The 20,974-nt window shown below is 66.7% G+C and carries 30 protein-coding genes and 2 tRNA genes; 21 read left to right on the top strand and 11 right to left on the bottom strand.

Annotated features, from left to right (window positions below; all coding sequences use genetic code 11):
* Window positions 1-37: 37 nt before the first annotated feature.
* The 16 genes from AC6RIC_RS10915 (at window position 38) to AC6RIC_RS10840 (ending at window position 8,370) form a co-directional block, all read left to right on the top strand.
* Entirely contained in the window at window positions 38-196 is a 159-nt protein-coding gene (locus tag AC6RIC_RS10915) for a hypothetical protein (protein WP_499736183.1), read from the top strand.
* Window positions 193-432, top strand: coding sequence for a hypothetical protein (locus AC6RIC_RS10910; RefSeq protein WP_499736182.1), 240 nt, complete (start codon window positions 193-195; stop codon window positions 430-432). The genes AC6RIC_RS10915 and AC6RIC_RS10910 overlap by 4 nt, the downstream gene beginning before the upstream one ends.
* Window positions 429-1,142: a hypothetical protein gene (locus tag AC6RIC_RS10905; protein WP_499736181.1), complete on the top strand. Its 714-nt coding sequence runs from the start codon at window positions 429-431 to the stop codon at window positions 1,140-1,142. Before AC6RIC_RS10910 ends, AC6RIC_RS10905 begins: the two co-directional genes overlap by 4 nt.
* A gap of 3 nt (window positions 1,143-1,145) precedes the next feature.
* The gene (locus AC6RIC_RS10900) at window positions 1,146-1,340 is read left to right on the top strand and encodes a hypothetical protein (protein WP_499736180.1); all 195 of its coding nucleotides are present in this window, start codon (window positions 1,146-1,148) and stop codon (window positions 1,338-1,340) included.
* A complete protein-coding gene (locus AC6RIC_RS10895) occupies window positions 1,337-1,675 on the top strand; it encodes a YfdP family phage-associated protein (protein ID WP_499736179.1) in 339 nt (112 codons plus the stop codon). Before AC6RIC_RS10900 ends, AC6RIC_RS10895 begins: the two co-directional genes overlap by 4 nt.
* A gap of 33 nt (window positions 1,676-1,708) precedes the next feature.
* Window positions 1,709-2,683, top strand: coding sequence for a DUF2303 family protein (locus tag AC6RIC_RS10890; protein ID WP_499736178.1), 975 nt, complete (start codon window positions 1,709-1,711; stop codon window positions 2,681-2,683).
* A 63-nt stretch (window positions 2,684-2,746) separates the two neighbouring features.
* The gene (dnaN, locus tag AC6RIC_RS10885; RefSeq protein ID WP_499736177.1) at window positions 2,747-3,865 is read left to right on the top strand and encodes a DNA polymerase III subunit beta; all 1,119 of its coding nucleotides are present in this window, start codon (window positions 2,747-2,749) and stop codon (window positions 3,863-3,865) included.
* Window positions 3,866-3,868: 3 nt separating this feature from the next.
* Window positions 3,869-4,123 carry a hypothetical protein gene (locus AC6RIC_RS10880; protein ID WP_499736176.1) on the top strand — a complete coding sequence of 85 codons (255 nt, stop codon included), beginning with the start codon at window positions 3,869-3,871 and terminating at the stop codon, window positions 4,121-4,123.
* A complete protein-coding gene (locus tag AC6RIC_RS10875) occupies window positions 4,120-4,509 on the top strand; it encodes an ASCH domain-containing protein (RefSeq protein WP_499736175.1) in 390 nt (129 codons plus the stop codon). The genes AC6RIC_RS10880 and AC6RIC_RS10875 overlap by 4 nt, the downstream gene beginning before the upstream one ends.
* Before the next feature lie 142 nt (window positions 4,510-4,651).
* A complete protein-coding gene (locus AC6RIC_RS10870) occupies window positions 4,652-5,545 on the top strand; it encodes a TAXI family TRAP transporter solute-binding subunit (protein WP_499736174.1) in 894 nt (297 codons plus the stop codon).
* Window positions 5,546-5,555: 10 nt separating this feature from the next.
* Window positions 5,556-5,930, top strand: coding sequence for a hypothetical protein (locus tag AC6RIC_RS10865; RefSeq protein ID WP_499736173.1), 375 nt, complete (start codon window positions 5,556-5,558; stop codon window positions 5,928-5,930).
* The gene (locus tag AC6RIC_RS10860; protein WP_499736172.1) at window positions 5,923-6,153 is read left to right on the top strand and encodes a hypothetical protein; all 231 of its coding nucleotides are present in this window, start codon (window positions 5,923-5,925) and stop codon (window positions 6,151-6,153) included. Before AC6RIC_RS10865 ends, AC6RIC_RS10860 begins: the two co-directional genes overlap by 8 nt.
* A 1-nt stretch (window position 6,154) precedes the next feature.
* Window positions 6,155-6,424, top strand: coding sequence for a hypothetical protein (locus tag AC6RIC_RS10855; RefSeq protein ID WP_499736171.1), 270 nt, complete (start codon window positions 6,155-6,157; stop codon window positions 6,422-6,424).
* Between the two features lies 1 nt (window position 6,425).
* Window positions 6,426-6,926: a single-stranded DNA-binding protein gene (gene ssb / locus AC6RIC_RS10850; protein ID WP_499736170.1), complete on the top strand. Its 501-nt coding sequence runs from the start codon at window positions 6,426-6,428 to the stop codon at window positions 6,924-6,926.
* A gap of 8 nt (window positions 6,927-6,934) precedes the next feature.
* Complete coding sequence (locus tag AC6RIC_RS10845; RefSeq protein ID WP_499736169.1) at window positions 6,935-7,213, top strand: hypothetical protein; 279 nt, start codon at window positions 6,935-6,937, stop codon at window positions 7,211-7,213.
* On the top strand, window positions 7,201-8,370 hold the full coding sequence (locus AC6RIC_RS10840; protein WP_499736168.1) for a hypothetical protein: 1,170 nt from the start codon (window positions 7,201-7,203) through the stop codon (window positions 8,368-8,370). The genes AC6RIC_RS10845 and AC6RIC_RS10840 overlap by 13 nt, the downstream gene beginning before the upstream one ends.
* Before the next feature lie 72 nt (window positions 8,371-8,442).
* On the opposite strand, the gene AC6RIC_RS10835 is transcribed toward AC6RIC_RS10840, so the two are convergent.
* From AC6RIC_RS10835 to AC6RIC_RS10820, 4 genes are all read right to left on the bottom strand, one after another.
* Window positions 8,443-8,519, bottom strand: a tRNA-Arg gene (locus AC6RIC_RS10835).
* 31 nt (window positions 8,520-8,550) lie between these two features.
* Window positions 8,551-8,856 (bottom strand): ETC complex I subunit, encoded by a 306-nt coding sequence (locus AC6RIC_RS10830; protein ID WP_454656350.1) that lies wholly within the window; start codon window positions 8,854-8,856, stop codon window positions 8,551-8,553.
* Between the two features lie 69 nt (window positions 8,857-8,925).
* Window positions 8,926-9,002, bottom strand: a tRNA-Pro gene (locus AC6RIC_RS10825).
* A 109-nt stretch (window positions 9,003-9,111) separates the two neighbouring features.
* Window positions 9,112-9,594 (bottom strand): DUF192 domain-containing protein, encoded by a 483-nt coding sequence (locus AC6RIC_RS10820; RefSeq protein WP_499736167.1) that lies wholly within the window; start codon window positions 9,592-9,594, stop codon window positions 9,112-9,114.
* Between the two features lie 203 nt (window positions 9,595-9,797).
* On the opposite strand from AC6RIC_RS10820, the gene AC6RIC_RS10815 reads away from it, so the two are divergent.
* Both AC6RIC_RS10815 and AC6RIC_RS10810 read left to right on the top strand, forming a co-directional pair.
* A complete protein-coding gene (locus tag AC6RIC_RS10815) occupies window positions 9,798-11,627 on the top strand; it encodes an aq_1923 C-terminal domain (protein ID WP_499736166.1) in 1,830 nt (609 codons plus the stop codon).
* A 36-nt stretch (window positions 11,628-11,663) separates the two neighbouring features.
* Window positions 11,664-12,386, top strand: a complete 723-nt coding sequence (locus AC6RIC_RS10810; protein WP_454656342.1) for a CatB-related O-acetyltransferase — start codon at window positions 11,664-11,666, stop codon at window positions 12,384-12,386.
* Here AC6RIC_RS10810 and AC6RIC_RS10805 read toward each other — a convergent pair.
* Genes AC6RIC_RS10805 through aspS form a run of 5 tightly spaced genes read right to left on the bottom strand, consistent with a single transcriptional unit; the run spans window position 12,358 to window position 16,799 of the window.
* The gene (locus AC6RIC_RS10805) at window positions 12,358-13,410 is read right to left on the bottom strand and encodes an acyltransferase family protein (protein WP_499736165.1); all 1,053 of its coding nucleotides are present in this window, start codon (window positions 13,408-13,410) and stop codon (window positions 12,358-12,360) included. The two genes, AC6RIC_RS10810 and AC6RIC_RS10805, sit on opposite strands and share 29 nt — an antisense overlap.
* Entirely contained in the window at window positions 13,407-14,288 is an 882-nt protein-coding gene (locus AC6RIC_RS10800; RefSeq protein WP_499736164.1) for a glycosyltransferase family 2 protein, read from the bottom strand. The genes AC6RIC_RS10805 and AC6RIC_RS10800 overlap by 4 nt, the downstream gene beginning before the upstream one ends.
* Before the next feature lie 42 nt (window positions 14,289-14,330).
* Complete coding sequence (locus tag AC6RIC_RS10795) at window positions 14,331-14,633, bottom strand: hypothetical protein (protein WP_499736163.1); 303 nt, start codon at window positions 14,631-14,633, stop codon at window positions 14,331-14,333.
* A 13-nt stretch (window positions 14,634-14,646) separates the two neighbouring features.
* On the bottom strand, window positions 14,647-15,015 hold the full coding sequence (locus AC6RIC_RS10790; RefSeq protein ID WP_499736162.1) for a hypothetical protein: 369 nt from the start codon (window positions 15,013-15,015) through the stop codon (window positions 14,647-14,649).
* A 5-nt stretch (window positions 15,016-15,020) separates the two neighbouring features.
* Window positions 15,021-16,799 (bottom strand): aspartate--tRNA ligase, encoded by a 1,779-nt coding sequence (aspS, locus tag AC6RIC_RS10785; RefSeq protein WP_454658973.1) that lies wholly within the window; start codon window positions 16,797-16,799, stop codon window positions 15,021-15,023.
* A gap of 143 nt (window positions 16,800-16,942) precedes the next feature.
* Between aspS and rnd the strand changes: the two genes are divergently transcribed.
* From rnd to AC6RIC_RS10770, 3 genes are all read left to right on the top strand, one after another.
* Window positions 16,943-18,082 (top strand): ribonuclease D, encoded by a 1,140-nt coding sequence (gene rnd / locus AC6RIC_RS10780; protein ID WP_454656337.1) that lies wholly within the window; start codon window positions 16,943-16,945, stop codon window positions 18,080-18,082.
* Window positions 18,083-18,175: 93 nt separating this feature from the next.
* Entirely contained in the window at window positions 18,176-18,421 is a 246-nt protein-coding gene (locus AC6RIC_RS10775; RefSeq protein ID WP_499736161.1) for a type II toxin-antitoxin system Phd/YefM family antitoxin, read from the top strand.
* Window positions 18,411-18,692: a type II toxin-antitoxin system RelE family toxin gene (locus tag AC6RIC_RS10770; protein WP_499736160.1), complete on the top strand. Its 282-nt coding sequence runs from the start codon at window positions 18,411-18,413 to the stop codon at window positions 18,690-18,692. Before AC6RIC_RS10775 ends, AC6RIC_RS10770 begins: the two co-directional genes overlap by 11 nt.
* A 12-nt stretch (window positions 18,693-18,704) precedes the next feature.
* Here the strand turns inward: AC6RIC_RS10770 and fliP are convergent, their stop codons facing one another.
* A complete protein-coding gene (fliP, locus tag AC6RIC_RS10765) occupies window positions 18,705-19,472 on the bottom strand; it encodes a flagellar type III secretion system pore protein FliP (RefSeq protein ID WP_499736587.1) in 768 nt (255 codons plus the stop codon).
* 155 nt (window positions 19,473-19,627) lie between these two features.
* Window positions 19,628-20,947 carry a hypothetical protein gene (locus AC6RIC_RS10760; RefSeq protein ID WP_499736159.1) on the bottom strand — a complete coding sequence of 440 codons (1,320 nt, stop codon included), beginning with the start codon at window positions 20,945-20,947 and terminating at the stop codon, window positions 19,628-19,630.
* Between the last annotated feature and the right edge of the window lie 27 nt (window positions 20,948-20,974).

Raw genomic sequence — 20,974 nt, 5'->3', positions numbered from 1 at the left:
GCGCCACCGCGCTGCGCCGCACCCTGCGGAGGCGCGCATGACCGAGCATCAGCGCCAGTCGCTCATCGACCTGATGAACGCGATCCTCGCCTGCGCCTGCGCGCCGGCCGACATCCGCTTCCGCGCCAACAATCTCCTCTGGAAGCTCCAGATGGATCAGATCGGCCTCGGCCGCTTATTCGGGGGGCGGGCATGACACCGCAACAACATGGCAACCTCCGCAACGACGCCGAGGCGTTGGTCAAATCCGCGCACTGGCTCGGCCGCCGGGCCGAACTTATCCTCGCCAACATTCGCGACGGCAGGGTCGACACCATCCAGTCCGACGCCGTCGCGGGCATGATCGAAGCCGCTCAGATCGACAAGAGTTTTGCGGCGCTGGCTCGCAAGGCGGGCGCGCCGTTTCCCGAGACGACGGAGGCCGGCCAATGACCTGGCTTCAGACCTGCTCCAACGGTCCGACCGATCGCGCCTTCGATCTCCTGCGCCCGGACTGGCGCGATGTCGATTTCGAGGTCGCAATCCCCGAGGCCCTGGCGCGCCAGTCGCGCTATACCGGCCATGTCCGCGGCGGCGTCTATTCGATCGCGCAGCACTGCGTCATCGGCGCCGATGCGATCTGGCGCAAGCACCGCGACCGCGACGCGGCTGCCGCCTTCCTCCTGCACGATGCCCACGAATTCGTGCTCGGCGACAAGGCGACGCCGATCGCCGAGGCCGAATGCGAGACGGCCGAGCAGCTCCAGCCCGGCGCCGGCAAGATCGTCAAGGCGATGCAGAAGCTGATGAAGCGGCGCATCGATCTGGCGATCTACCAGGCGGCCGGGATGGGCGCCGATGGCTGCCCGGAAATCTATCGCCGCATCGTCGAGGAGTACGATCTCGGCCTGCTCGCGACCGAGCGGGCGCATCTGCTCGGCCTGGCGCCGAAGCCATGGAACCCGCTGGTTGAGGCCACCGAGCCTGTCCGCATGCTCGGCAAGATCAGGCCGTGGCCCTGGCATGTCGCCGCCGACGAATACCGCGACCGGCTGCGCAAGTACCTGCCGGACCGCTTCGGCGGCGTAACCGCCAATCCCCCGTCGAAATCCGGACCGCGCCGTGATGGCGCGCGCCCTGTCCGCAAGCTTGAGGAGGCTTAGTCCGTGAACATCCTCACCCAGAAGGGCGAGCCGGTCGATCGGACGCAGGTCTGGCTCACAGCCTGGATAGCTGTGGCCACATCCGCGTCGTGCATGAACAGCGACGTGGCGACGACCTGGGCAGATCGCTGCCTGCGCGACTTCGACTCCCGCTTCCCCGCTCAGCCCCAAACCGCAACGAAAGGCTCCGGCCAATGAAGAAGATCCGCGATGCGCAGACCATCGTCGGCGTGCTTGAGGGTGGCGAGTTCGCCACCGATCTCGGCAACGCCATCACGGAATCTCTCGCCAAGCTCAAGGAGATGGCCGGCAACCGCCCGAAGGCCAAGGTCAAGGGCAAGGTCAAGGTCGCGTTCCACCTCACGGTCGAGCTGGGCACCGTCACGATTGAGACCGACATCGTGCCAGAGCTGCCGAAGAAGCCGCGCGGCTCCTCCTTCTACTGGGTCACCGACGACGGCTCGCTCTCGCCCGAGCATCCCCAGCAGACCGACATGTTCTCCGGCCCGCGCGGCGTCTCCGCCAGCGCCTGACCCCTCTCATCCGCCAGCAAAGGAAAGCCAGCCATGGCCAAGGAAGACCCGAAATCATTGGAGCCCGTCTTCGGTGACATGCTGCTCGAAGGAACGATCCCGAATTCCGACAAGGGCATCGCCGCGATCGTCGATCTCACCCGGAAGAGCATGGGCTCCGAAATCAAGATCGTGTCGCTGCCCGCGCTCGGCCCCGGCCTGCCGACGGCTATCCCGGCCATCTTCGACAATCGCAACAGCGACGTGAAGCCCGCCCAGGCTCTGATCGAAGCGTTCCGCGTCAAGCCCGCCCGCAAGACCGGCACGGCCCGCGCGCTGACGCTGCAAGCCTTCATCGACCTGACCAACCGTCACAAGACCGCGCACTCCGCCGTCTTCGCCGATACGGACTGGAAGAAGCCTTCCTTCCAGACGGTGGTCGACTATCACGAGGCCAAGAGCGAAGGCACCGCGGACAACCTGAAGCACCGCGTCTCCTATTCCTTCCCCTCGTCGGAGGAATGGAAGGCCTTTGTCGAGCAGAACGGCGAGCCGATGGAACAGGGCAAGTTCGCCGCGTTCCTCGAGGATCGCATTGCCGATCTCTCGGCCCCGACCGATGCCGAGCGGATCTGGCTGGAGCGCGACTTCGGCACGACGGTCGCCACGCCGGCGCAGCTTATCCAGCTCTCGCGCGGCCTTCAGGTCAATGTCGACAGCGTCGTCAAGAACGTCGTCAACCTCGCCTCCGGTGAGGCCCAGGTGGCCTTCGAGGAGACGCATACCGATGGCGACGGCAAGCCCCTGAAGGTGCCCGGCATCTTCATGCTGTCGATCGCGCCGTTTTTCATGGGCGAGAAGGTCAGCCTGCCGGTGCGCCTGCGCTACCGCAAGGCCGGGCAGAAGATCGTCTGGTTCTACCAGATGTATCGGCCGGACCAGTTCGTCACCGAGCGCGTGCGCGACGACCTGATCACGGTTGCCGAGCAGACAGAGCTCCCGACCTTCGAAGGCGCCCCCGAGGCTTAGGCCCTCGCCTCGGCACTAGCGGGGCTTCGGCCCCGCCTCTTTTCCTCACCGCGAGAGCGACCCATGAAGATCACCATCCCGCGCGATGTGCTCGCGCCCGCCCTGGCTTCGCTCTCCCGCGTCGTCGAGCGCCGCAACACCATCCCCGTCCTGTCGAACATCCTGCTGCGCGCCGGCGACGGCAAGCTCGCGCTCTGTGCCACGGATCTCGACATCAAGGCCGAGACCAGCCTGCCTTGCGATGTCCAGGAGGCCGGCGCCATCACCCTGCCGGCACACACGCTCAGCGACATCGTGCGCAAGCTCCCGGCCGAAGCCGCGATCACGCTGGAGCCGATCGGCACCCAGCCATCCCTTGCCCTGAAATCCGGCCGCTCGCGCTTCACGCTTCAGACGCTGCCGGAATCGGACTTCCCCGATATCGCCGATGGCGAATTCACCTGCCGCTTCGCCCTGCCGGCGAAGACGCTGGCCGAGATCGTCGAGGTGACCAGCTTTGCGATCTCGACGGAGGAGACCCGCTATTACCTGAATGGCATCCACATGCACGCCATGGAGGTCGAGGGCGCCACCGTGCTGCGCGCAGTCGCGACCGACGGCCACAAGCTCTCGCGCCTGCAACTCCCCGCCCCTGCCGGCGCCGAGGCTATGCCGGCCGTCATCATTCCCCGCAAGACCGTGGCCGAACTCGCCCGCATGGCGAAGGAGGCCGAGGGCGACGTGGGCGTCGAGCTCTCGCCGACGAAGATCCGCGTCACCGCCGGCGCCACCACCCTGACCTCGAAGCTGATCGACGGCACCTTCCCGGATTATCATCGCGTCATCCCGGCCGGGAACGACAAGGTCGCGACGCTGGAGGCCGAGGCCTTCAAGCAGGCGATCGACCGCGTCGCCACCATCTCCAGCGAGCGCGGCCGCGCCGTGAAGCTGGGGCTTGCGTCGGGCAGCCTGACGCTCAACGTCTCCAATCCCGACAGCGGCTCGGCCACCGAGGAGCTGACGCCGGATTATGACGGCGTGGCGATCGAGATCGGCTTCAACGCCCGCTACCTGCTCGACATCCTCGGCGTGCTCGGCGGCGACAGCCTGCAGATGAAGCTCGCAGAGCCCGGCGCCCCAGCCATCCTCCAGCGGCGCGAAGGCGACAGCCTCCTCGTCGTGCTCATGCCGATGAGGGTTTGAGCCATGAAGCTGGAGACAAAAACCGAGCATCTGGAAAAGATCACGGCCTTTCTCGACCGGGCGGTGCTTGAGCGCATCGTGATCGAGGCCGTCGCGAAAGAGGCGAAGGTCAACCTGCGACGCCGCGACCTGTCGACCAAGATCGAATTCCGGGATGCGACCGAAGGCTCGCCGGCCTATCGCGTCGGGCAGACCGCCCTCGTCACCATCACGATCGACCACCAGGCGTGCAGCGCAATCGAGGGAGTAGAGCCATGAAGGCGCTCTCCATCATGCAGCCCTGGGCCTGGCTGATCGTCAACGGCCACAAGTCGATCGAGAACCGGACGTGGCGTTGCCATTACCGCGGGCCGGTACTGATCCACGCCGGCAAGAAGCTGGACGAGGAGCCGTGGCAGGATCTCTGCATCGGCAATCACCCCGTCACGGGGGAATCTCTGCCCAAGGAGATCGACCCGCCCTTCGGCCTCGACTTCGGCGGCATCGTCGGCGAGGCCGAGATCGTCGACTGCATCGAGCACAGTGACGACCCGTGGTTCGTCGGGCCGTTCGGCATCGTGCTGCGCAACGCCCGGCCGCTGCCCTTCCGTCCCTGCAAGGGCATGCTCGGCTTCTTCACCCCGACATTCGAGGAGCCCGCCTGATGCTCTGGGCTCTCGTCACCCGCCTCTCCGATGTCCTCGCGCTCATCGGCCTCGGCACCGTCCTCTGGGCGGTGGTCCGCCTGACCCGCCGCCTCTCCCGCATCCTCGGCCGCTGAAGGCCGCCACACGAAGGGATCATCCCATGCGTCGCCTTGCCTATACCGCCGTCACGGCCCTCGCCTTCGGCACGCTGTTCAGCGTGACAGCCTTCGCCCAGCAGCCGTCATTCCGGCTCTGCACCGGCAGCGAGGCAGGCAACTATTTCAAGGCCGGCCATCTCCTCAAGAAGACGGCCAACTCGCTGAAGCTCGACGTCATCCCAACGCAAGGCTCGCTCGACAACCTCGACAAGGTCGTGAAGGGCGAATGCGACGGCGCCTTCGTTCAATCCGATGCGCTGCTGGTCTATTCCAGCCGCAATGCGCAGGCGCTGTCGGCGATCGAGCGCGCCGGCATCCTCTACCAGGAGCATGCGCATCTGCTCTGCAACCGGGGTTCCGGGGTCGATCGCGTCACCGATCTCGGCAAGAAGCACACCGTCGCCGTCGGCCCTGACGGGAGCGGCGCCCGCACCACTTGGGACGCTTTCGTGCTGGCCGACAAGAAGCGCTATGCGCCGGTCATGGTCGACGCGCGCAGCGGCGGGCGAGCGCTCTCGGCCGTGGCCGATGGCAGCCAGGTCCAGTGCCTGCTCTGGGTCGGCGCGCTCGGCTCGAGCTACCTGAAGAACGATGCCCAGCAGAACGGCGACCGCATCGTGCTCGCCGGCACCGACGACTGGGACATGGGCAAGGTCGCCAAGGATGCCCGCGGCAAGGAGGTCTACGGCTATTCCGAGATCCCGAGCGGCACCTATCCGCGCATCCAGCCGGGCGGCACCGTCTACGGCACCAAGGCGGTGAAGACCATCACGGTCGACGCGCTCTTCGTAGCGAACGTCGCCTGGATCGACGCCAACGCCGGCGCCTACGACCGCATCCTGCGCGGCTTCGCCGCCGCCAAGCCGGCCATCGCCGAGCTCGTCACGCCGAAGTGAGGAGCACGCGATGGCAGATGTTCGCGGCCCAGGGGGGCTGCCCGGCCAAAAAAGCGCCCCGCCTCAAGAAATTCAGTGTGACGACTGCAGCGAACCGGCGACGGTTCGCGTGCAAGGGGAGACTGACAGCTTTGGCTCGGAGCAGCACGACCTCTGCGACGCCTGCGCCAAGAAGATGCGCGAGGAGTGCTCGGATAGCTCCGGGAGCTGCGACTGGTGCAAGCAAGATGCAACCGAGCGGGTCTGGACGCGCGATTACGAGGAAGGGCTGGGCGGACCGGTCTATCACATCTGCCGGCCCTGCTTTCAGCGTCAACAGGATCGGATCAACGAAGACATCGACGACTGGGCCGACGATGGCAGTTGGGACGATTACGATGAGTAGTCTTGCGAGCCTCCACCGCCGGCGGCTCGACGCGAAACTCGCTCTCGCGAAGGCCGAGGCCTGTCCGAAGAAGCGGGGCCGCGGCGAAGCCCGCCGCGCCTATATCCGCGCCACGGCGGCCATCATCCGCGCCGAGATCAACCGCAGCATCGCCGCTCCGCTCCTGCGCGCCCAGGCGGCGCAGCGAGAGACCGGCGACCTCTTCAGCCAGATCGGAGCCTGACATGGCCAAAGTGAACCACTTCCGGCCGAAGATCGAAGCTGAAGCCGTCATCACGATCAATCTGGACGAGATGCGGGCGCTCGATGCGCTCACAGGATACGGCATCGATAAGCTGATCGAGCATTTCTACAAGCACATGGGTGAGGCTTACCTGAAGCCTTACGAGCACGGGCTTCGCTCATTCTTGAAAGCTGCCGCGAGCATCTCTCTGCATGCTGCAGATGAAGCTGAGCGCCTGCTGCGAGACCATTACGCCAAAAAGGGAGCCTGACATGGCCGGCAGCGTCAACAAGGTCATTCTCGTCGGCAATCTGGGCAGGGACCCGGAAATCCGGCGCACCGCGCAGGGCGAGCCTGTCGCCTCGTTCCGCATCGCCACCTCGGAAACCTGGCGCGACAAGCAGTCGGGGGAGCGCAAGGAGCGCACCGAATGGCACAGCATCGTCATCTTCAACGAGGCGCTGGCCAAGGTGGCGGAGCAGTATCTGAAGAAGGGCTCGAAGGTCTATCTCGAGGGCCAGCTTCAAACCCGTAAATGGCAGGACCAGAAGGGCGACGATCGCTATTCAACCGAGGTCGTGCTCCAGCGCTTCCGCGGCGAACTCACCCTGCTCGACAAGGCCGAGCGCGAGCCGCCCTCGCAGGACAGCTATGGCCAGACCCGCACGCGCGAGAGCGGCCAGAGCTACAGCCAGGCGCGCGACGGCGATTCCTATGGCGGCACATCATCGGGCGGCGGCAGCGCGCACCTCGATGATGATATCCCGTTCTGAGGATCGCCATGGCCCGCGCCCATGTCATCGACGACCTGCCGCTTTCCACGGTCGCCCGGGCCCTCGGCTTCGATAGCGCCGAGGCCTTTCGCGCGCGGCTGCCTGAATACCTGAAGCGCGGCCTGCCCGCGCCCGATCCGATGACAAATCGCATCGATCCCGAGGCTTTCGAGCGCTGGCGCCGCCTGCGCACGCCCCATCTCTTCCCGGAGTTGACGAGCGCAACGGGAGCACGCAACGCTGCCGATCTCGCGGCCGAGCGGAAAGCGCGTCGATGGGCCAGGTGAAAATCCCTTATTCGCCAGTCAAGAATGGCAAGCGCTATTGGCAGCCGACCAAGGCGATGCAGGCGCAAGGGTTCCTGCCTAAGCCGCTCGGCGACGACGACGCGCGCAGCCAGAAGATCGCAGTCGATCTCTATCAGGAATGGCTCAAGGTCTTGAACGGCGAGACGCCGGCCCCTGTCGCGGCGGATGCGAGCCGCGAGACCGCCGAAGCCGCCCGCCGTTATCCGCCGAACTCTGTAGGTGAGGCCTTTCAGCGCTGGATCAGGACGAAGGCTTGGGATTCCATGCCGCACAGCACCCGCAACAAGGTGCTCTGGCCGGCCTGGTATCGCGTTCGCGATGCTTGGGGCGAAGCCGCCCCCGATACCCTGACTTTCGAGCTGATGGACGATTGGCGGGCCGAGCTCGTCGAGGAGCATGGCACCGGCGTCGCCCACAAGACGCTGAAGGTCTGGCGCAAGCTCTGGAAGGTCATGCGGGCGATGAAGGTCGCGCGCGGCGATGACCCCTCGCTCGGCTTACGCAACAAGGCGCCGCCGCCGCGCTGGCAGACCTATACCGAGGGCGAAGCTGTCATCCTCGTCAAACGGGCGATCCGGGCCAGGCAGTTCGATCTTGCCTGCATGATCGCGGTGACCTGGGACACCTTGTTCTCGCCGGGCGACACGCGCCTGCTCACCGGGCGCCATGTCGCCTATCTCAAGCAGGGTGAGCGCAAGGCGCTGTATTTCGACCGCTCGAAGGACGGTCGCATCAAGACCGGCCGCGCGGCGATCGGTACCGTCAGCCGGCGCACGCAGAAGCTTTGCGAATCTGTCTGGGCCTGGCGAGGGCTCGAGCTGACACCAGAGGCCTATCTCTGGCGCAAGGCGAACGGCCAACCGTTCAAGGATCACGAGATGGCCAAGGCCTTCGCGACGATCCGCGACGAGGGCGACGATCGCCAGTTGCGCGACATGCGCCGCTCCGGCAGCGGCGAGGCGAACGCGAGCGGCAGCTCCAACCCGGGCCTGCTTTCGGCGAAGCTCGCCAACAGCATCCAGACCTCGAACGCCCTGCACAAGACCTATGCGCCGGTCGATGTCGACGCCGTCCTGGCCTTCGACAAGGCCCGCCTCGCGGGGCGCCAGAAGCGGCGCGGCCAGAACGAAAACTGAATGTCAGTTGGAAAGCAGCAGACTTCTTCCAACTGGCTGAGCACCGCGACAAAGGCTAAGTGCTTGATATTGTGGCGAGCCCGGCAGGATTCGAACCTGCGACCAGCAGCTTAGAAGGCTGCTGCTCTATCCATCTGAGCTACGGGCCCGAAAGCGAGGGAAGTCCCTCGCCTGTCGGCATCAATGCGTCCACTGACCGACGCGCGTGAACTTGAAATTGTCGGAATAGGAGGCCGTGCGACGCTTGGCTTCGTTCGGCTGTTCGACGCGATAGGCGATGCCGTTGCGCGTGGCATAGGCAACGGCAGCAGCCTCGCTGTCGAACCAGAGCTTGAGCTGGCTCTTCATGTCCGAGGACGAGGTCCAGCCCATCAGCGGTTCGATCTGCCGCGGCGCCTCCGGCTCGTACTCGAGCAGCCAGCGCTCGGTCTTGGCCGTGCCGGACTGCATGGCCGTGCGGGCCGGGCGATAGATGCGTGCGGTCATGAAAGCGCTCTGCCGTCACCAAACCTGTGCAGCCCGCGACGCGAACCGCTTCATACAACCTCGGAATGATGGTCGGGGCACCAGGATTCGAACCTGGGACCCTCTGCTCCCAAAGCAGATGCGCTACCGGGCTGCGCTATACCCCGACGAAGCATTCCAAACGTTGCGGTTCGCTATCATGCCACAGGCCGCGCCGGCAAGCGAAAGCCAACCGCATCGCGTCGCCCCTGTGCAGCAATCTGGCCGCCGCACCCCTCAGCGCTTGAACAGCGCGTGCTCGACTTTGTCTCCCGCCTTGATGCCGAGCTGCTTGCTGACACCGCCATTGATCTCCAGCACGGACAGAACCGGCTCCCCCGAGGGAATCGTGCGCGTCGAGAGCGGCTCGGTGCGCTCGGCGATGCGCGCGATCGTGCCATCCGCCCGGATGAACAACATGTCGAGCGAAATATAGGTATTCTGCATCCACATCGCCACCGGCTCGGTGGCGGCGAAATCGAACAGCATGCCGCGGTCAGTCGGCATGTAGTTGCGGAACATCAGGCCCTTCGCCCGCTGATCCGGCGTGCGCATCACCTCGACCTGGAAGGTGTGGCGCGTGCCACCGCTGACGATGACGAGCGATTCGAGGCCCGCGCCTCCGGCTGCGGCCGGCTGGCCCTGCGCCTGCAGCCCGGCCGGGGCCAAGGCGATCAGCGCCAGCGCGACGGCGGCGAGAGCGGTTCTGACGGCATGCATCGCTTTGGACTCCGTGGCGGCCATGGCCCGCATGCTCTAGAAGCGGCCGATGGCAAATCTTCGGCAGATGGCCGCGTTCGCCGCCTTTCGGTCAAGCCTTTCGTCATCATATGAATGCGGGATGCCACGCGGCGCCGCCTGACGGCTTTCTTTCGTCATCGGCTTGCGGCAGTTTCGCCGGACCAAAGAACCAGGAGATATCCATGATCGCTGCGCGCCCTCGTCGGACGACGCATCTCGCAGGCACGGCCCTGGCCACCTTGTTCCTGACCTTCGCGTCCTCGGCCTGGGCCGCCGATTTCCAGCTCGACAACGTCAAGATCGACCTCGGCAAGCTGGTGATCAACGCGCCGAGGATCGCGGTCAAAGGCTCGACCCTCGAGAAGGACGCCTTCCTGGCCCTGTTCACCGGCACCGGCGAATCGGCTGCCGGCCGGGCCGCCAAGCTGAACGCCGCCGAGATCAGCGCGCCGGAACTCTCGCTGATCCAGACGGTCGGCGACCAGAAGCAAACCACGACCTATCGCGACATCCGCCTCACCGATATCCGCGAGGGCAAGGTCGGCCGCGGCGAATCGGCCAGCGCCAGCATCACGGCCGACGGCGCCACGACCGGCCCGATGAAGGGCGAGCTGAAGCGCACTGCCTTCGACGCCTTCGACCTGCGCCAGATCACCCGCGTCCTGACCGAGAAGGCAGCGCCCGGCACCAACGAGGCGATGCTGCCGATCATCGGGAATTTCGAGCAGGACGGCTACAACCTGGATATGGGCAAGGCCGGCAAGATGTCGCTCGGCCGCACCACCGCGCGCGGCTTCGCGGCCAAGGTCGGCCCCGAGCCGCTGCTCGAGGTCATGTCCCGCCTCGCGGCGGCGAGCGAAGAGGTCGAGCGCAAGCAGGGCGACAAGACGGCCGATGCCGACAAGTCGCCGACGAAGACCGAGGCCGAACGGCAGCTCGGCCTTTCCGTGCTCTCGCTCTTCGACATGTTCGAATACGGCAGCGGCGAGGCGCGCGACCTCGTCATGACCGTGAACCCGCCGCCGAAGACCACCGCCAAGGGCGACGCCGTCGACATGCGGATCGCCCGCATGGCCTTCGGCGAGAACACCTCGGCGAAATCCGGCTTCGTCATGGAAGGCTTCCAGTTCCGCTCCGGCGAGGCCAAGGGCGGCATCGATTCGATCGGCTATTCCGGCTTCGCTTTCGCTTCCGTCATCCGCGAATTGCGGGCCGCGCTGGCCGAGCCGGATAAGCCGATCGACGAGTTCGATTTCCGCCGCTTCATCCCGACCCTCGGCACCATCCGGCTTGCCGGCATCTCGATCGACGCGCCCGCGATCATAACCGGCAAGGAGCCGGTCAATATCTCGCTCGGCACCTTCGAGATCAAGGCGGGCGAGCAGTTGAACGGCATCCCGACCAGCCTGGCGCTGACGATCGACAAGCTCGTCACCCCGGTTTCCGAGGCCACCGGCAACCCGGCCGCCAAGGACATGATCGCGATGGGCATCCGCACGCTCGACCTCTCGGCCAAGCTCGACCTCGCCTGGGAGGCAGCCAAGAACGAGATCGCCATTCGCACGCTCTCCTTCGGCAGCGCCGGCCTCGCCCAGATCGAGGCCTCCGGCACGCTCGGCAACGTCACCAAGGACCTGTTCGCCAGCGATCTCGCGCTTGCCCAGGTCGCGGCGCTCGGCGCCACCGCCCGCAACCTGCAGGTCAAGCTGCAGAATTTCGGCCTGGTCGAGAAGCTGGTCGAGAACGAGGCGCGCAAGTCCAAGCGCAAGGTCGAGGATGTCCGCCAGCAGTTCACGATGGTCGCGAGCCTTGGCCTTGCCGCCATTCTCGGCCCGTCCGACGGCGCCAAGAGCGTCGCCGCCGCCGCCGCCCGCTTCGTCGCCAAGCCCGGCACGCTCACCGTCTCCGCCAGCGCCAAGTCGGCGACGGGCCTGGGCCTCGCCGACGTCATCACCATGACGGAGCCGACGGAGATCTTCGAGAAGATCGACCTCAAGGCCGATGCGCAGTGAGCTGAGCATTTTTAAGCGAAGTGGACACCGGTTCGCGTGAAGAAAATGCGACCAACTGAGGATCACGCCGTCGCGCCCGAAGACCGCAACTGGCGCCCCTCCGCCGTCCAGGCGTGGTGGGCGGGCCTGGCGCCCGTCCCCCGCGGCTGGCTGCGCAAGCGCCTGAACCCGGACAACCAGACCCGGCTGCATCTCGCGAAGCTGATCACGCGGCGGCCGGGGCAGTTCACGGTCGGCGCCTATACCTATGGGCGCCCCAAGGTGCGCTTTCCGGAAAGCGGCGCCCGGCTCGTCATCGGGCGCTACGGCTCGATCGCTGAACAGGTCGAGATCCTGCTCGGCGGCAACCACCGCCTCGACTGGGCGACGACCTATCCCTTTCCCGCCCTGCCCGGCCTCTGGCCTCAGGCGGGTGCGCGATCGGATTATCATTCGTCGCGCGGCGACGTCGTTATCGGGCACGACGTCTGGCTCGGCTCGCAATGCATGGTGATGTCGGGCGTTACGATCGGCCATGGCGCCGTGGTCGCGGCGCGCTCCGTCGTCACGCGCGACGTGCCGCCCTATGCGATCGTCGCCGGCAATCCGGCCCGTGTCGTCAGGTATCGCTTCGACGAAACCCGGATCGCAGCACTCGTCGAAACCGCCTGGTGGAACCGGCCTCGCGCCGAGATCGAACCGCTGATCCCGCTGCTGCTGTCAGAGCAGATCGACGCGTTGCTGGAAGCGCTCAGGAAGCGCCCATCAGCCGGCGCTTGAGCCCGAGCGCCGGCTTCTCGATCAGGTACCAGGACAGCGCCGCCACGACGACGGTCACGGCCAGCGACGGCCAGAGCAGCGCCACCGCGCCAAGCGAGGGGAACAGCGCGTGCAGCGCCTGCTGCACTGGCCAGCCATAGAGATAGACACCGTAAGAGAGATCGGCCGGCGGCTCGACCGAGCGCCGTGTCAGGGCCGGCGCCAGCGCCAGCACGAGAACGCCCCAGGCTGTGACGAGATAAAGCGCCGCCTTGTAGAACGGCGTGAAGGAGAGCGGCACCAGCGCGAGCAGCGCAACGGCCAGCAGCGGCAGCGAGAGCGGCACCTTCTCGCGATAGAGATAGACGACGCCACCGGCGAGGAAGATCAGCGGCAGGCGCAGCGCCGTCTCCGTGCCCTTCGAACCATGCGGCGCCATGACCTCACGCAGGACGACGGCCAGCGTCAGCACCAGGAGCGCCGCCAGCGCGAGACGCGGCCGCGCCAGTATTCCGGCGAGCCCCGCGACGAGCACACCGAGATAGCACAGCGTCTCGTATTTCAGCGTCCACACCGTCCCCAGCGGGAAGGGCAACGGGTTGGTCTCGAAGACGCCCGGCAAGGCCGCCGCGCTCTTGAAGGTGGTGAGCGTGCCCGAGATGAAGCGCCACAGCCGCGGGTCGCTGAAATAGGCTGAAACGTCGAGCGTCGTCATCAGCGCGCCGAGCACGAGCGCAACGATCAGCGTCGCCGCGATCAGTCCCGGCGCGATCCTGAGCAGGCGCGCCACGACATAGTCGCGCCAGCCGCGTCGCACGAAGCTCATCGTCACCAGGAAGCCGGAGATCGCGAAGAAGCCGTTGACGGCATGCTCGCCCAGCGTGAACCCCGTCGTCTGGAACCAGGGCTCCTGCTCGACCCGCCCGTCAGTGACGCTGAAGGCATGCGACACCACGACGGCGAGCGCCATGACCAGCCGGAGCAGGCCGAAATTATTGTGCGGATTGGCGAGCGCCTCCGCGACCGTGGACCGGGCCCGGCTCATGGCATTTCCCCCAGTCCTTCATGGGCGAGCGCCGTCTCGCCGCGCCGCCAGGCGCGGGCGCCGGCGGCGGAGCCCGCATGCGCGAACATCTTCTCGCGCCTGAACAGCATGCCGTAGCCCGCAGCCTTGCCGATATTCTCCAGCATCCGGATCGGCCCCGGTCCGGCGAGCCCGTATTTGCGGGCGATATAATGCTCGGACCAGGCCAGGTGCCAGCGCGCCTTGAAGCGCCGCTGCGGCGACGGGGCCGTCGAGCGGCCGCGACCATGGCGCGCCTCGGCGCCATGGACATGGACGAGCGCATGGCCCGCATCGCGCATGCGCCGGCACAGATCGTCGTCCTCATAGAACAGGAAAATCGCCGGATCGAAGCCGCCAAGCGCGACGAACGCGTCGCGCCGGATCAGCAGGCAGGCGCCCGACAGGAACGGCAGGCAGGCATCGCCCTCGGGGATCGCCATCGTGCCGGCGCGGTTGAGATGCGCAGGCGAAAGCAAGGAGCGTGGCTGCAGGAAGATGCGGCCCGAGGGCTCGACGATACGCGGCGCCAGCATTCCGGCATCGGGATAGCGTTTGGCGGCCGCGAGAAGCGCCGCGGCAGCGCCCTTCGTCAGTTCAAGATCGGGATTGACGATCAGCACATAGGGCGTCTCAGCTGCCGCGACGCCGATATTGTTGGCGCGCCCATAGCCCTCGTTGCGGGCATTCGCGATCACCCGCGCCCCCTTCGCCTCCGCGATGGCGCGGCTGTCGTCGCCGCTGGCATTGTCGACGACGATGGCGGGCACGTCCTCCCCGGCCAGCGCGTCGAGGCAGGCGGGCAGGACCTCGGCGCTGTCATAGCTGACGACGATGGCGGTGATGGCGGCGGCGGGCATTGCCGCCTTGTGGCCATGTCGGGAGGCCGGAAGCAAGCGATTTCAGCGGCGCGCGAGCGCGCCGATTTCGCCCTTGATCCGCTCGCGCTCGCCAGCCTCGCAGCGATGCGGCGCCTTGTAGGACTTCACGGCATAGCCGGCATTGGCCGCGACGAAGCGTTGCCGATCCTGTCGATCGAGTCGCGCGATAATCCGGCTGCGATCGACCGGCAGGCCGCAATCATAGGCGCGCGAGACGGTGGCTGCGGCATACTCCACCGTGCCGGGTATCGGCCCTGCGACGGTGCAGGCGCCGAGCGCCGCGCACAGAGCCGTTGCAGCGGCAAGCTTAGGGGACGAAGGCATCGGCACGGGCAGCTCAGAGCTTGTCGAACTCTCCGGCGCGGATGCGACCCATCCTCGCCTTCAGCTCCGCCCGCTCTTCCGCCGTGCACGGCTGCGGCCGCACACCCTGATTGACCATCTCAGCCTCGGAGACGCCGACATAGGCCGCGCGTGCCGCCGCAATCTGCTGGTCGTCGGCGCCGCGCGCCTTCTCGGCCGCGAGGAAACGGTCGAGCGTCGTGCGCTGCGGCGAGCCCGCCTTGCAGGCCGTGGCGCGTGACACCGTCGTCGCCAAAGCCGAGGCACGGCCGGCGCTGCTGTCGCCGGCGGCGACGCAGGCGCCGAGCAGCGGCGCAAGAAGACAGGCGAGCGGCAGCGCCCGCCCGATCGACAGCAAGGCCATGGACGTCAGCCGTTCTTCTCGGGAGCGTTGATCCGCAGATGCGCCTCGCGCAGCTGCTTCGGCGTCGCCTCGGCCGGTGCCCCCATCAAGAGGTCGACGGCCTGCTGGTTCATCGGGAACAGCGCGACCTCGCGCAGGTTCGTCGCGCCGGCCAGCAGCATGATGATGCGGTCCACGCCCGCCGCCATGCCGCCATGTGGCGGAGCGCCGTACTGGAACGCGCGATACATGCCGCCGAAGCGCTCGATCACCGTCTCCTCGCCATAGCCGGCGATCTCGAAGGCTTTCACCATCGCTTCGGGGCGGTGGTTGCGGATGCCGCCGGAGGCCAGCTCGAAGCCGTTGCAGGCGATGTCGTACTGGAAGGCCTTGAGCGAGAGCGGATCTTCCTCGGTCAGCGCCTTCAGGCCGCCCTGCGGCATCGAGAAGGGGTTGTGCGAGAAATCGACCTTCTTCTCGTCCTCGTTGTACTCGAACATCGGGAAGTCGACGATCCAGGCGAAGGCATAGGCGTTCTCGTCGATCAGCCCGAGTTCGGAACCGACCTTGTTCCGGGCGCTGCCGGCGAATTTGTAGAACTTGTCCGGATCGCCCGCGACGAAGAAGCAGGCATCGCCGCCCTTGAGTCCCATCTGCTTGATGATCGCGGCGACGCGCTCAGGTCCGATGTTGTTGGCGATCGGCCCCTGGCCCTCGCCGTCTTCCTTGACCATCAGGTAGCCGAGGCCCGGCTGCCCCTCGCCCTGCGCCCAGGAGTTCATCCGGTCGCAGAAGGCTCTGCTGCCGCCGCCCGGCGCAGGGATCGCCCAGACGCGGTTCTTCTCGCCTTCGAGGATGCGCGCGAAGACCTTGAAGCCCGAGCCGCGGAAATGCTCGGAGATGTCCTGCATGATGAGCGGGTTGCGCAGGTCCGGCTTGTCGGAGCCGTATTTGGCGATGGCTTCGGCATAGGGAATGCGCGGCCAGTTGCGCGCGACTTTCTTGCCCTCGGCGAACTCCTCGAACACGCCGGTAATGACCGGTTCCATCGTCGCGAAGACGTCTTCCTGCTCGACGAAGCTCATCTCGACGTCGAGCTGGTAGAACTCGCCCGGCAGACGGTCGGCGCGCGGATCCTCGTCGCGGAAGCAGGGCGCGATCTGGAAGTAGCGGTCGAAGCCCGCCATCATCAGAAGCTGCTTGTACTGCTGCGGCGCCTGCGGCAGCGCGTAGAATTTGCCGGCATGCAGGCGGCTCGGCACCAGGAAGTCGCGCGCGCCTTCCGGCGAGGACGCGGTCAGGATCGGCGTCTGGAACTCGGAGAAGCCCGAATCCTTCATGCGGCGGCGCATCGAGTCGATGACCTTGGTGCGCAGCATGATGTTGTTGTGCAGCTTCTCGCGACGCAGGTCGAGGAAGCGGTACTTGAGGCGGGTATCCTCGGGATATTCGAGGTCGCCGAAGACCGGCAGCGGCAATTCGGCCGAAGGGCCGAGCACTTCGATCGCCGTCGCGAAGACCTCGACCGCACCGGTCGGCAGGTTGGCGTTCTCGGTGCCGGCGAGGCGGGCCTTGACCTTGCCGTCGATGCGCACGACCCATTCCGAGCGCAGCGTCTCGGCCTCGGCGAAAGCCGGCGAATCGGGGTCGATGACGACCTGCGTCATGCCGTAATGGTCGCGCAGGTCGATGAAGAGCACGCCGCCATGGTCGCGGATGCGATGGCACCAGCCGGAGAGGCGGACATTCTGGCCGATGTCGCTGTCACGGAGCGCGCCACAGGTATGGGAACGATAGCGATGCAGGGTCACGGGCTCAGTCTTTCGGAAATGCGTCGGTGGCCGGCGCGAAGCGCCAGCCACAGCTTGGGGCTAACCACACGCGCGCGCCCGAAATGTCAAGAACGCCCGCGACATCCTGCGGCTCTCTCTGCTAAGACGACGACATCATGCATCTGATTTCCGATACCGCCGCGCTCTCCGCCGCCTGCGATCGCCTCGCGACCCATCCTTTCGTCACGGTCGACACCGAGTTCCTGCGCGAGACCACCTATTACCCCAAGCTGTGCCTGATCCAGATCGCCTCGCCGGACGAGGCGGTACTGGTCGACCCGCTTTCGCCCGATCTCGACCTCACCCCGTTCTTCGGGCTGATGGTCAACGAGAACGTGGTCAAGGTCTTCCACGCCGCCCGGCAGGACCTGGAAATCGTCTGGCTTCTCGGGCGCGTGCTGCCGACCCCGCTCTTCGACACGCAGGTCGCGGCCATGGTCTGCGGTTATGGCGACTCGGTCGGCTACGAGCAGCTCGCCAACGACCTCGCCAAGGCGCGCATCGACAAGTCCTCGCGCTTCACCGACTGGTCTCGCCGCCCGCTGACGGAGGCGCAGCTGTCCTACGCCGAATCGGACGTCACGCATCTGCGCGACATCTATCTCGCCTTGAAGGCCGATCTCGATGCCACCGGCCGCGAGAACTGGGTGGCTGAGGAGATGTCCGTACTGACCTCGCCCGCGACCTACGAGGTCAAGCCGGAGAATGCCTGGCAGCGCCTCAAAGGCCGCATCCGCAAGCCGCGCGAGCTTCCGAACCTGATGGAGATCGCCGCCTGGCGCGAGCGCGAGGCGCAGACCCGCGACGTGCCGCGCCAGCGCGTGCTCAAGGACGATGCGCTGATGGATATCGTCCAGCGCGGCCCGCGCTCGGTCGAGGCGCTCGCCGAATTGCGCTCCGTCCCCAACGGCTTCGAGCGCTCGCGCAACGGCGCCGAGGTTCTGGCCGCGATCGAGCGCGCCGCCGCCCTCGATCCCAAGACCCTGCCCCGGCTGGAGCGCGAGCGCGGCCGTCCGACCAATGCCGCGGTGCTCGACCTGCTCAAGGTCCTGCTCAAGGCGGTGGCGGATGCCGAGCGCGTCGCGCCCAAGATCATCGCCTCGACCGACGATCTCGAGGCGATCGCCTCCGACGACCTCGCCCAGGTCCCGGCCCTGCAGGGCTGGCGCCGCAGCGTCTTCGGCGAGAAGGCATTGGCGCTCAAGGACGGCTCGCTCAGCCTGCGCATCCAGCGCGGCCGGGTGGTCGTGGGCTGAACAGCATCTGGCAGCCTCGGAGACGATACGCTATATCGACCTTAATTCAGACCTGAAATCACACCTTATTTCAGGATCGAATAAGGAAAAACCATGCAGCGTGTCGAAGCCGAGATCGCCGTCAGCGTCTCCGATCTCAAGAAGAATCCCACCGCGGTGGTCGACGGCGCGCGAGGCAATCCGGTCGCGATCCTGAATCACAATCGCGTCATGGCCTATATGGTGCCGGCCGACACTTATGAGGCGCTGGTCGATGCGCTCGACGATCAGGTTCTCATCGAGATCGTCCGGGCGCGGGCCGGCGAAAAGGGCGAGCCGGTCGGTCTCGATGAGCTATAAGCTCGAATTCCTGCCATCCGCGCGGAAGGAATGGGACAAGCTCGGCGCGACGTTGCGGGAGCAGTTCAAGAAAAAGCTCGGCGAGCGACTGACGCATCCCCGAGTGCCGGCCGACGCGCTTCATGGCCTGCCGGATTATTACAAGATCAAATTGCGCGCCGCGAGCTATCGGCTGGTCTATCGCGTCGAGGACGAGCGGATCACGGTCGTGGTCGTTGCCGTCAGCAAGCGCGAACGCTCACAAGTCTACTACGCCGCGAAAAAGCGATGAGACTTACCCCATCTACCCGCTGCCGTAGCTCTTCACCAGCGAGCCCGCGACAAGCCCCCAGCCGTCGACCAGCACGAAGAAGATCAGCTTGAACGGCAGCGCCACCGTCACCGGCGGCAGCATCATCATGCCCACCGACATCAGGATCGAGGCCACGACGAGGTCGATGATCAGGAAGGGCACGAACAGCAGGAAGCCGATCTCGAAGGCGCGGCGCAGTTCCGAGATCATGAAGGCCGGGATCAGCACCTCGACACCGATATCCTGCTGCGTCTGCGGACGCGGCCCCTGCGACATGTCGAGGAACAGCGCCAGGTCCTTCTCGCGGACATGCCTGAGCATGAAGGTCTTGAAGGGCACGACGCCGCGATTATAGGCCTCCTGCGGCTGGATCTGCCCGGCGACCAGCGGCTGGACCGCCGTCGTGTAGGCCTCGCGCAAGGTCGGCGCCATCACGAATCCGGTCAGGAACAGGGACAGTCCGAGGATCACGGCATTGGGTGGCGCGGTCTGCGTGCCCAATGCCGAGCGCAGCAGCGACAGCACGACCACGATCCGGGTGAACGACGTCACCATGATCAGGATGGACGGCGCCAGCGACAGCACCGTGATCACGGCGATGAGCTGGAGCGCCCGCTCCGCCACGCCGCCGCCCTGCCCGAGGTCGAGCGACAGTGTCTGCGGCATTGCCGGCACGCTCTGGAGCACAAGCAGCAGCGCGGCCGCCGCTAGGGCACGCCCGCCTCGAAACCGTCTCGCTCGTCCGCCGATGACCTTCACGCGCGCCGCCACTGCCCGACTCAACCGATCGGGTGCGCCTGAAGCTAGCCACGCGAAAACGCCACGCAACCGGTGCGCGGCGTCATAAGGCTGGAGAGCCGACAATCCTGTTGATGGCCCGCCGCCCGAAGGCGCTCAGGCCGTGCGCTACTGACTCAGGACTTGGCCTTGGGATCCCGGCCAAGCAGCCGGGCGAACTCGGCTTCGATCGCGTCCACAGAGAAGGGATCGATCTCCTTGGTCGCGGGCTCGGCCGGCTTTTCGGGCTCGGGCTGCGGCTTGGGAGCTTCGACCGGCGCCGGCTCTTCCACGATCGCGGCAGGCGCCGGCTCGACGAAAGCGGGCTCGTCGACGATCGGCTCGGGCACGGGATCCGGGGTCGGCTCCGGCTCCGGCTCCGACGGCTCCGGATGATGGATCTCGGCCGGCTTGGGTTCGAACAGCTTCGGCTCCGGTGCCTTCGAAAGGGGGCGATCCAGCGAAAGCCCAAGCGCGGCAGCAAGCTCGGCCTCGACATCGCTCGGAATCGGCTTCTGGCGCGGCGGAGCAACCGGGGCCGGCGCCACGACGGGCTCGGCTACGATCTCCGGTTCAGGAGCCTGCGGTTCGATGTGAGGCGCGACCGCCTCCACCGGTTCCGGCTCCTCCTCGACGATGGGCGCAGGCGCGAATTTCTCGACGGGCGCGGGCAGCTCGACAATCGGCGCAGCGCTCGCAGCAGGCGCCTCGCTGCCGAGATTGGCCGGACGCACGGCAGAGAAGGGCCGCTTCAGCGCCTCTTCTAGCTGACGCGTCATGTCGTCGAGCTCGCCGGCGCTGACGGCCGGCTGCGGTGCATGCTCGCGGGCGAAGCTCGGCGCCGGCCCGGTCATGACCGGGGGCACCGGCATGGCCGGAGCGGCTGGCTTGGCAGGGGCCGCAACCGCCTCGGCCGCGGCAGCGACGCCGAGAGCGGCGGCGACACCCGCGGTCGCGGCCGTGGTCGCAGAAATCGGCGCAGGCGGCTCGACGGGCACGGAAACCGGGCGGGTCGGCAGCGGCGGCAGCAGCTCCGGCCCTTCGGGATAGCCGGCGCGGCGTGCCTCCTCCCCAGCCCGCAAGGCAGGCTCGCTCGGCGGAACTAGCGTCTCGAACGGCGGCAGCGGCCGGTCCGTCGCGGCGGTGTCGACATGGGTCGGCGGCGCGGCACGGCCGCCGCTGCGCAGGATGTTCGTCTCGACCACGACATCGGACGCACCGCCGATCATCAGCAGATGCTCGATATTGTCACGCCGGATCAGCACGAGCTGGCGCTGGCGGTCGAGGTCGTAGGTGTCGACGACACCGAGCCGGGGCTGGCGCTGCCTGCCCCCGGCCTGGCCACGCAGCCTGAGCCGCCCGCCCTTGATCTGCCGCACGAACAGGCCGAGCAGCGCGAGAAGCACGAGAACGACGATGATCGCGACAATCGCCCTCTGCGGGGTCGTAAGTTCCAATCCGAACAAGCTCTGCAAGGTATGCCT

This window comes from Allobosea sp. TBD101, assembly GCF_059817965.1.
Note: the sequence above shows the minus strand (reverse complement) of the source record. Positions and strands in the feature narration are given on the sequence as shown.

Excerpts from the sequence above, each read along its gene's own strand:
- AC6RIC_RS10915 (WP_499736183.1), top strand. The coding sequence starts at position 38 with ATGACCGAGCATCAGCGCCAGTCGCTCATCGACCTGATGAACGCGATC.
- AC6RIC_RS10910 (WP_499736182.1), top strand. The coding sequence starts at position 193 with ATGACACCGCAACAACATGGCAACCTCCGCAACGACGCCGAGGCGTTG.
- AC6RIC_RS10905 (WP_499736181.1), top strand. The coding sequence starts at position 429 with ATGACCTGGCTTCAGACCTGCTCCAACGGTCCGACCGATCGCGCCTTC.
- AC6RIC_RS10895 (WP_499736179.1), top strand. The coding sequence starts at position 1,337 with ATGAAGAAGATCCGCGATGCGCAGACCATCGTCGGCGTGCTTGAGGGT.
- AC6RIC_RS10890 (WP_499736178.1), top strand. The coding sequence starts at position 1,709 with ATGGCCAAGGAAGACCCGAAATCATTGGAGCCCGTCTTCGGTGACATG.
- dnaN (WP_499736177.1), top strand. The coding sequence starts at position 2,747 with ATGAAGATCACCATCCCGCGCGATGTGCTCGCGCCCGCCCTGGCTTCG.
- AC6RIC_RS10880 (WP_499736176.1), top strand. The coding sequence starts at position 3,869 with ATGAAGCTGGAGACAAAAACCGAGCATCTGGAAAAGATCACGGCCTTT.
- AC6RIC_RS10875 (WP_499736175.1), top strand. The coding sequence starts at position 4,120 with ATGAAGGCGCTCTCCATCATGCAGCCCTGGGCCTGGCTGATCGTCAAC.
- AC6RIC_RS10870 (WP_499736174.1), top strand. The coding sequence starts at position 4,652 with ATGCGTCGCCTTGCCTATACCGCCGTCACGGCCCTCGCCTTCGGCACG.
- AC6RIC_RS10865 (WP_499736173.1), top strand. The coding sequence starts at position 5,556 with ATGGCAGATGTTCGCGGCCCAGGGGGGCTGCCCGGCCAAAAAAGCGCC.
- AC6RIC_RS10860 (WP_499736172.1), top strand. The coding sequence starts at position 5,923 with ATGAGTAGTCTTGCGAGCCTCCACCGCCGGCGGCTCGACGCGAAACTC.
- AC6RIC_RS10855 (WP_499736171.1), top strand. The coding sequence starts at position 6,155 with ATGGCCAAAGTGAACCACTTCCGGCCGAAGATCGAAGCTGAAGCCGTC.
- ssb (WP_499736170.1), top strand. The coding sequence starts at position 6,426 with ATGGCCGGCAGCGTCAACAAGGTCATTCTCGTCGGCAATCTGGGCAGG.
- AC6RIC_RS10845 (WP_499736169.1), top strand. The coding sequence starts at position 6,935 with ATGGCCCGCGCCCATGTCATCGACGACCTGCCGCTTTCCACGGTCGCC.
- AC6RIC_RS10840 (WP_499736168.1), top strand. The coding sequence starts at position 7,201 with ATGGGCCAGGTGAAAATCCCTTATTCGCCAGTCAAGAATGGCAAGCGC.
- AC6RIC_RS10830 (WP_454656350.1), bottom strand. The coding sequence starts at position 8,856 with ATGACCGCACGCATCTATCGCCCGGCCCGCACGGCCATGCAGTCCGGC.
- AC6RIC_RS10820 (WP_499736167.1), bottom strand. The coding sequence starts at position 9,594 with ATGCATGCCGTCAGAACCGCTCTCGCCGCCGTCGCGCTGGCGCTGATC.
- AC6RIC_RS10815 (WP_499736166.1), top strand. The coding sequence starts at position 9,798 with ATGATCGCTGCGCGCCCTCGTCGGACGACGCATCTCGCAGGCACGGCC.
- AC6RIC_RS10805 (WP_499736165.1), bottom strand. The coding sequence starts at position 13,410 with ATGAGCCGGGCCCGGTCCACGGTCGCGGAGGCGCTCGCCAATCCGCAC.
- AC6RIC_RS10800 (WP_499736164.1), bottom strand. The coding sequence starts at position 14,288 with ATGCCCGCCGCCGCCATCACCGCCATCGTCGTCAGCTATGACAGCGCC.
- AC6RIC_RS10795 (WP_499736163.1), bottom strand. The coding sequence starts at position 14,633 with ATGCCTTCGTCCCCTAAGCTTGCCGCTGCAACGGCTCTGTGCGCGGCG.
- AC6RIC_RS10790 (WP_499736162.1), bottom strand. The coding sequence starts at position 15,015 with ATGGCCTTGCTGTCGATCGGGCGGGCGCTGCCGCTCGCCTGTCTTCTT.
- rnd (WP_454656337.1), top strand. The coding sequence starts at position 16,943 with ATGCATCTGATTTCCGATACCGCCGCGCTCTCCGCCGCCTGCGATCGC.
- AC6RIC_RS10775 (WP_499736161.1), top strand. The coding sequence starts at position 18,176 with ATGCAGCGTGTCGAAGCCGAGATCGCCGTCAGCGTCTCCGATCTCAAG.
- AC6RIC_RS10770 (WP_499736160.1), top strand. The coding sequence starts at position 18,411 with ATGAGCTATAAGCTCGAATTCCTGCCATCCGCGCGGAAGGAATGGGAC.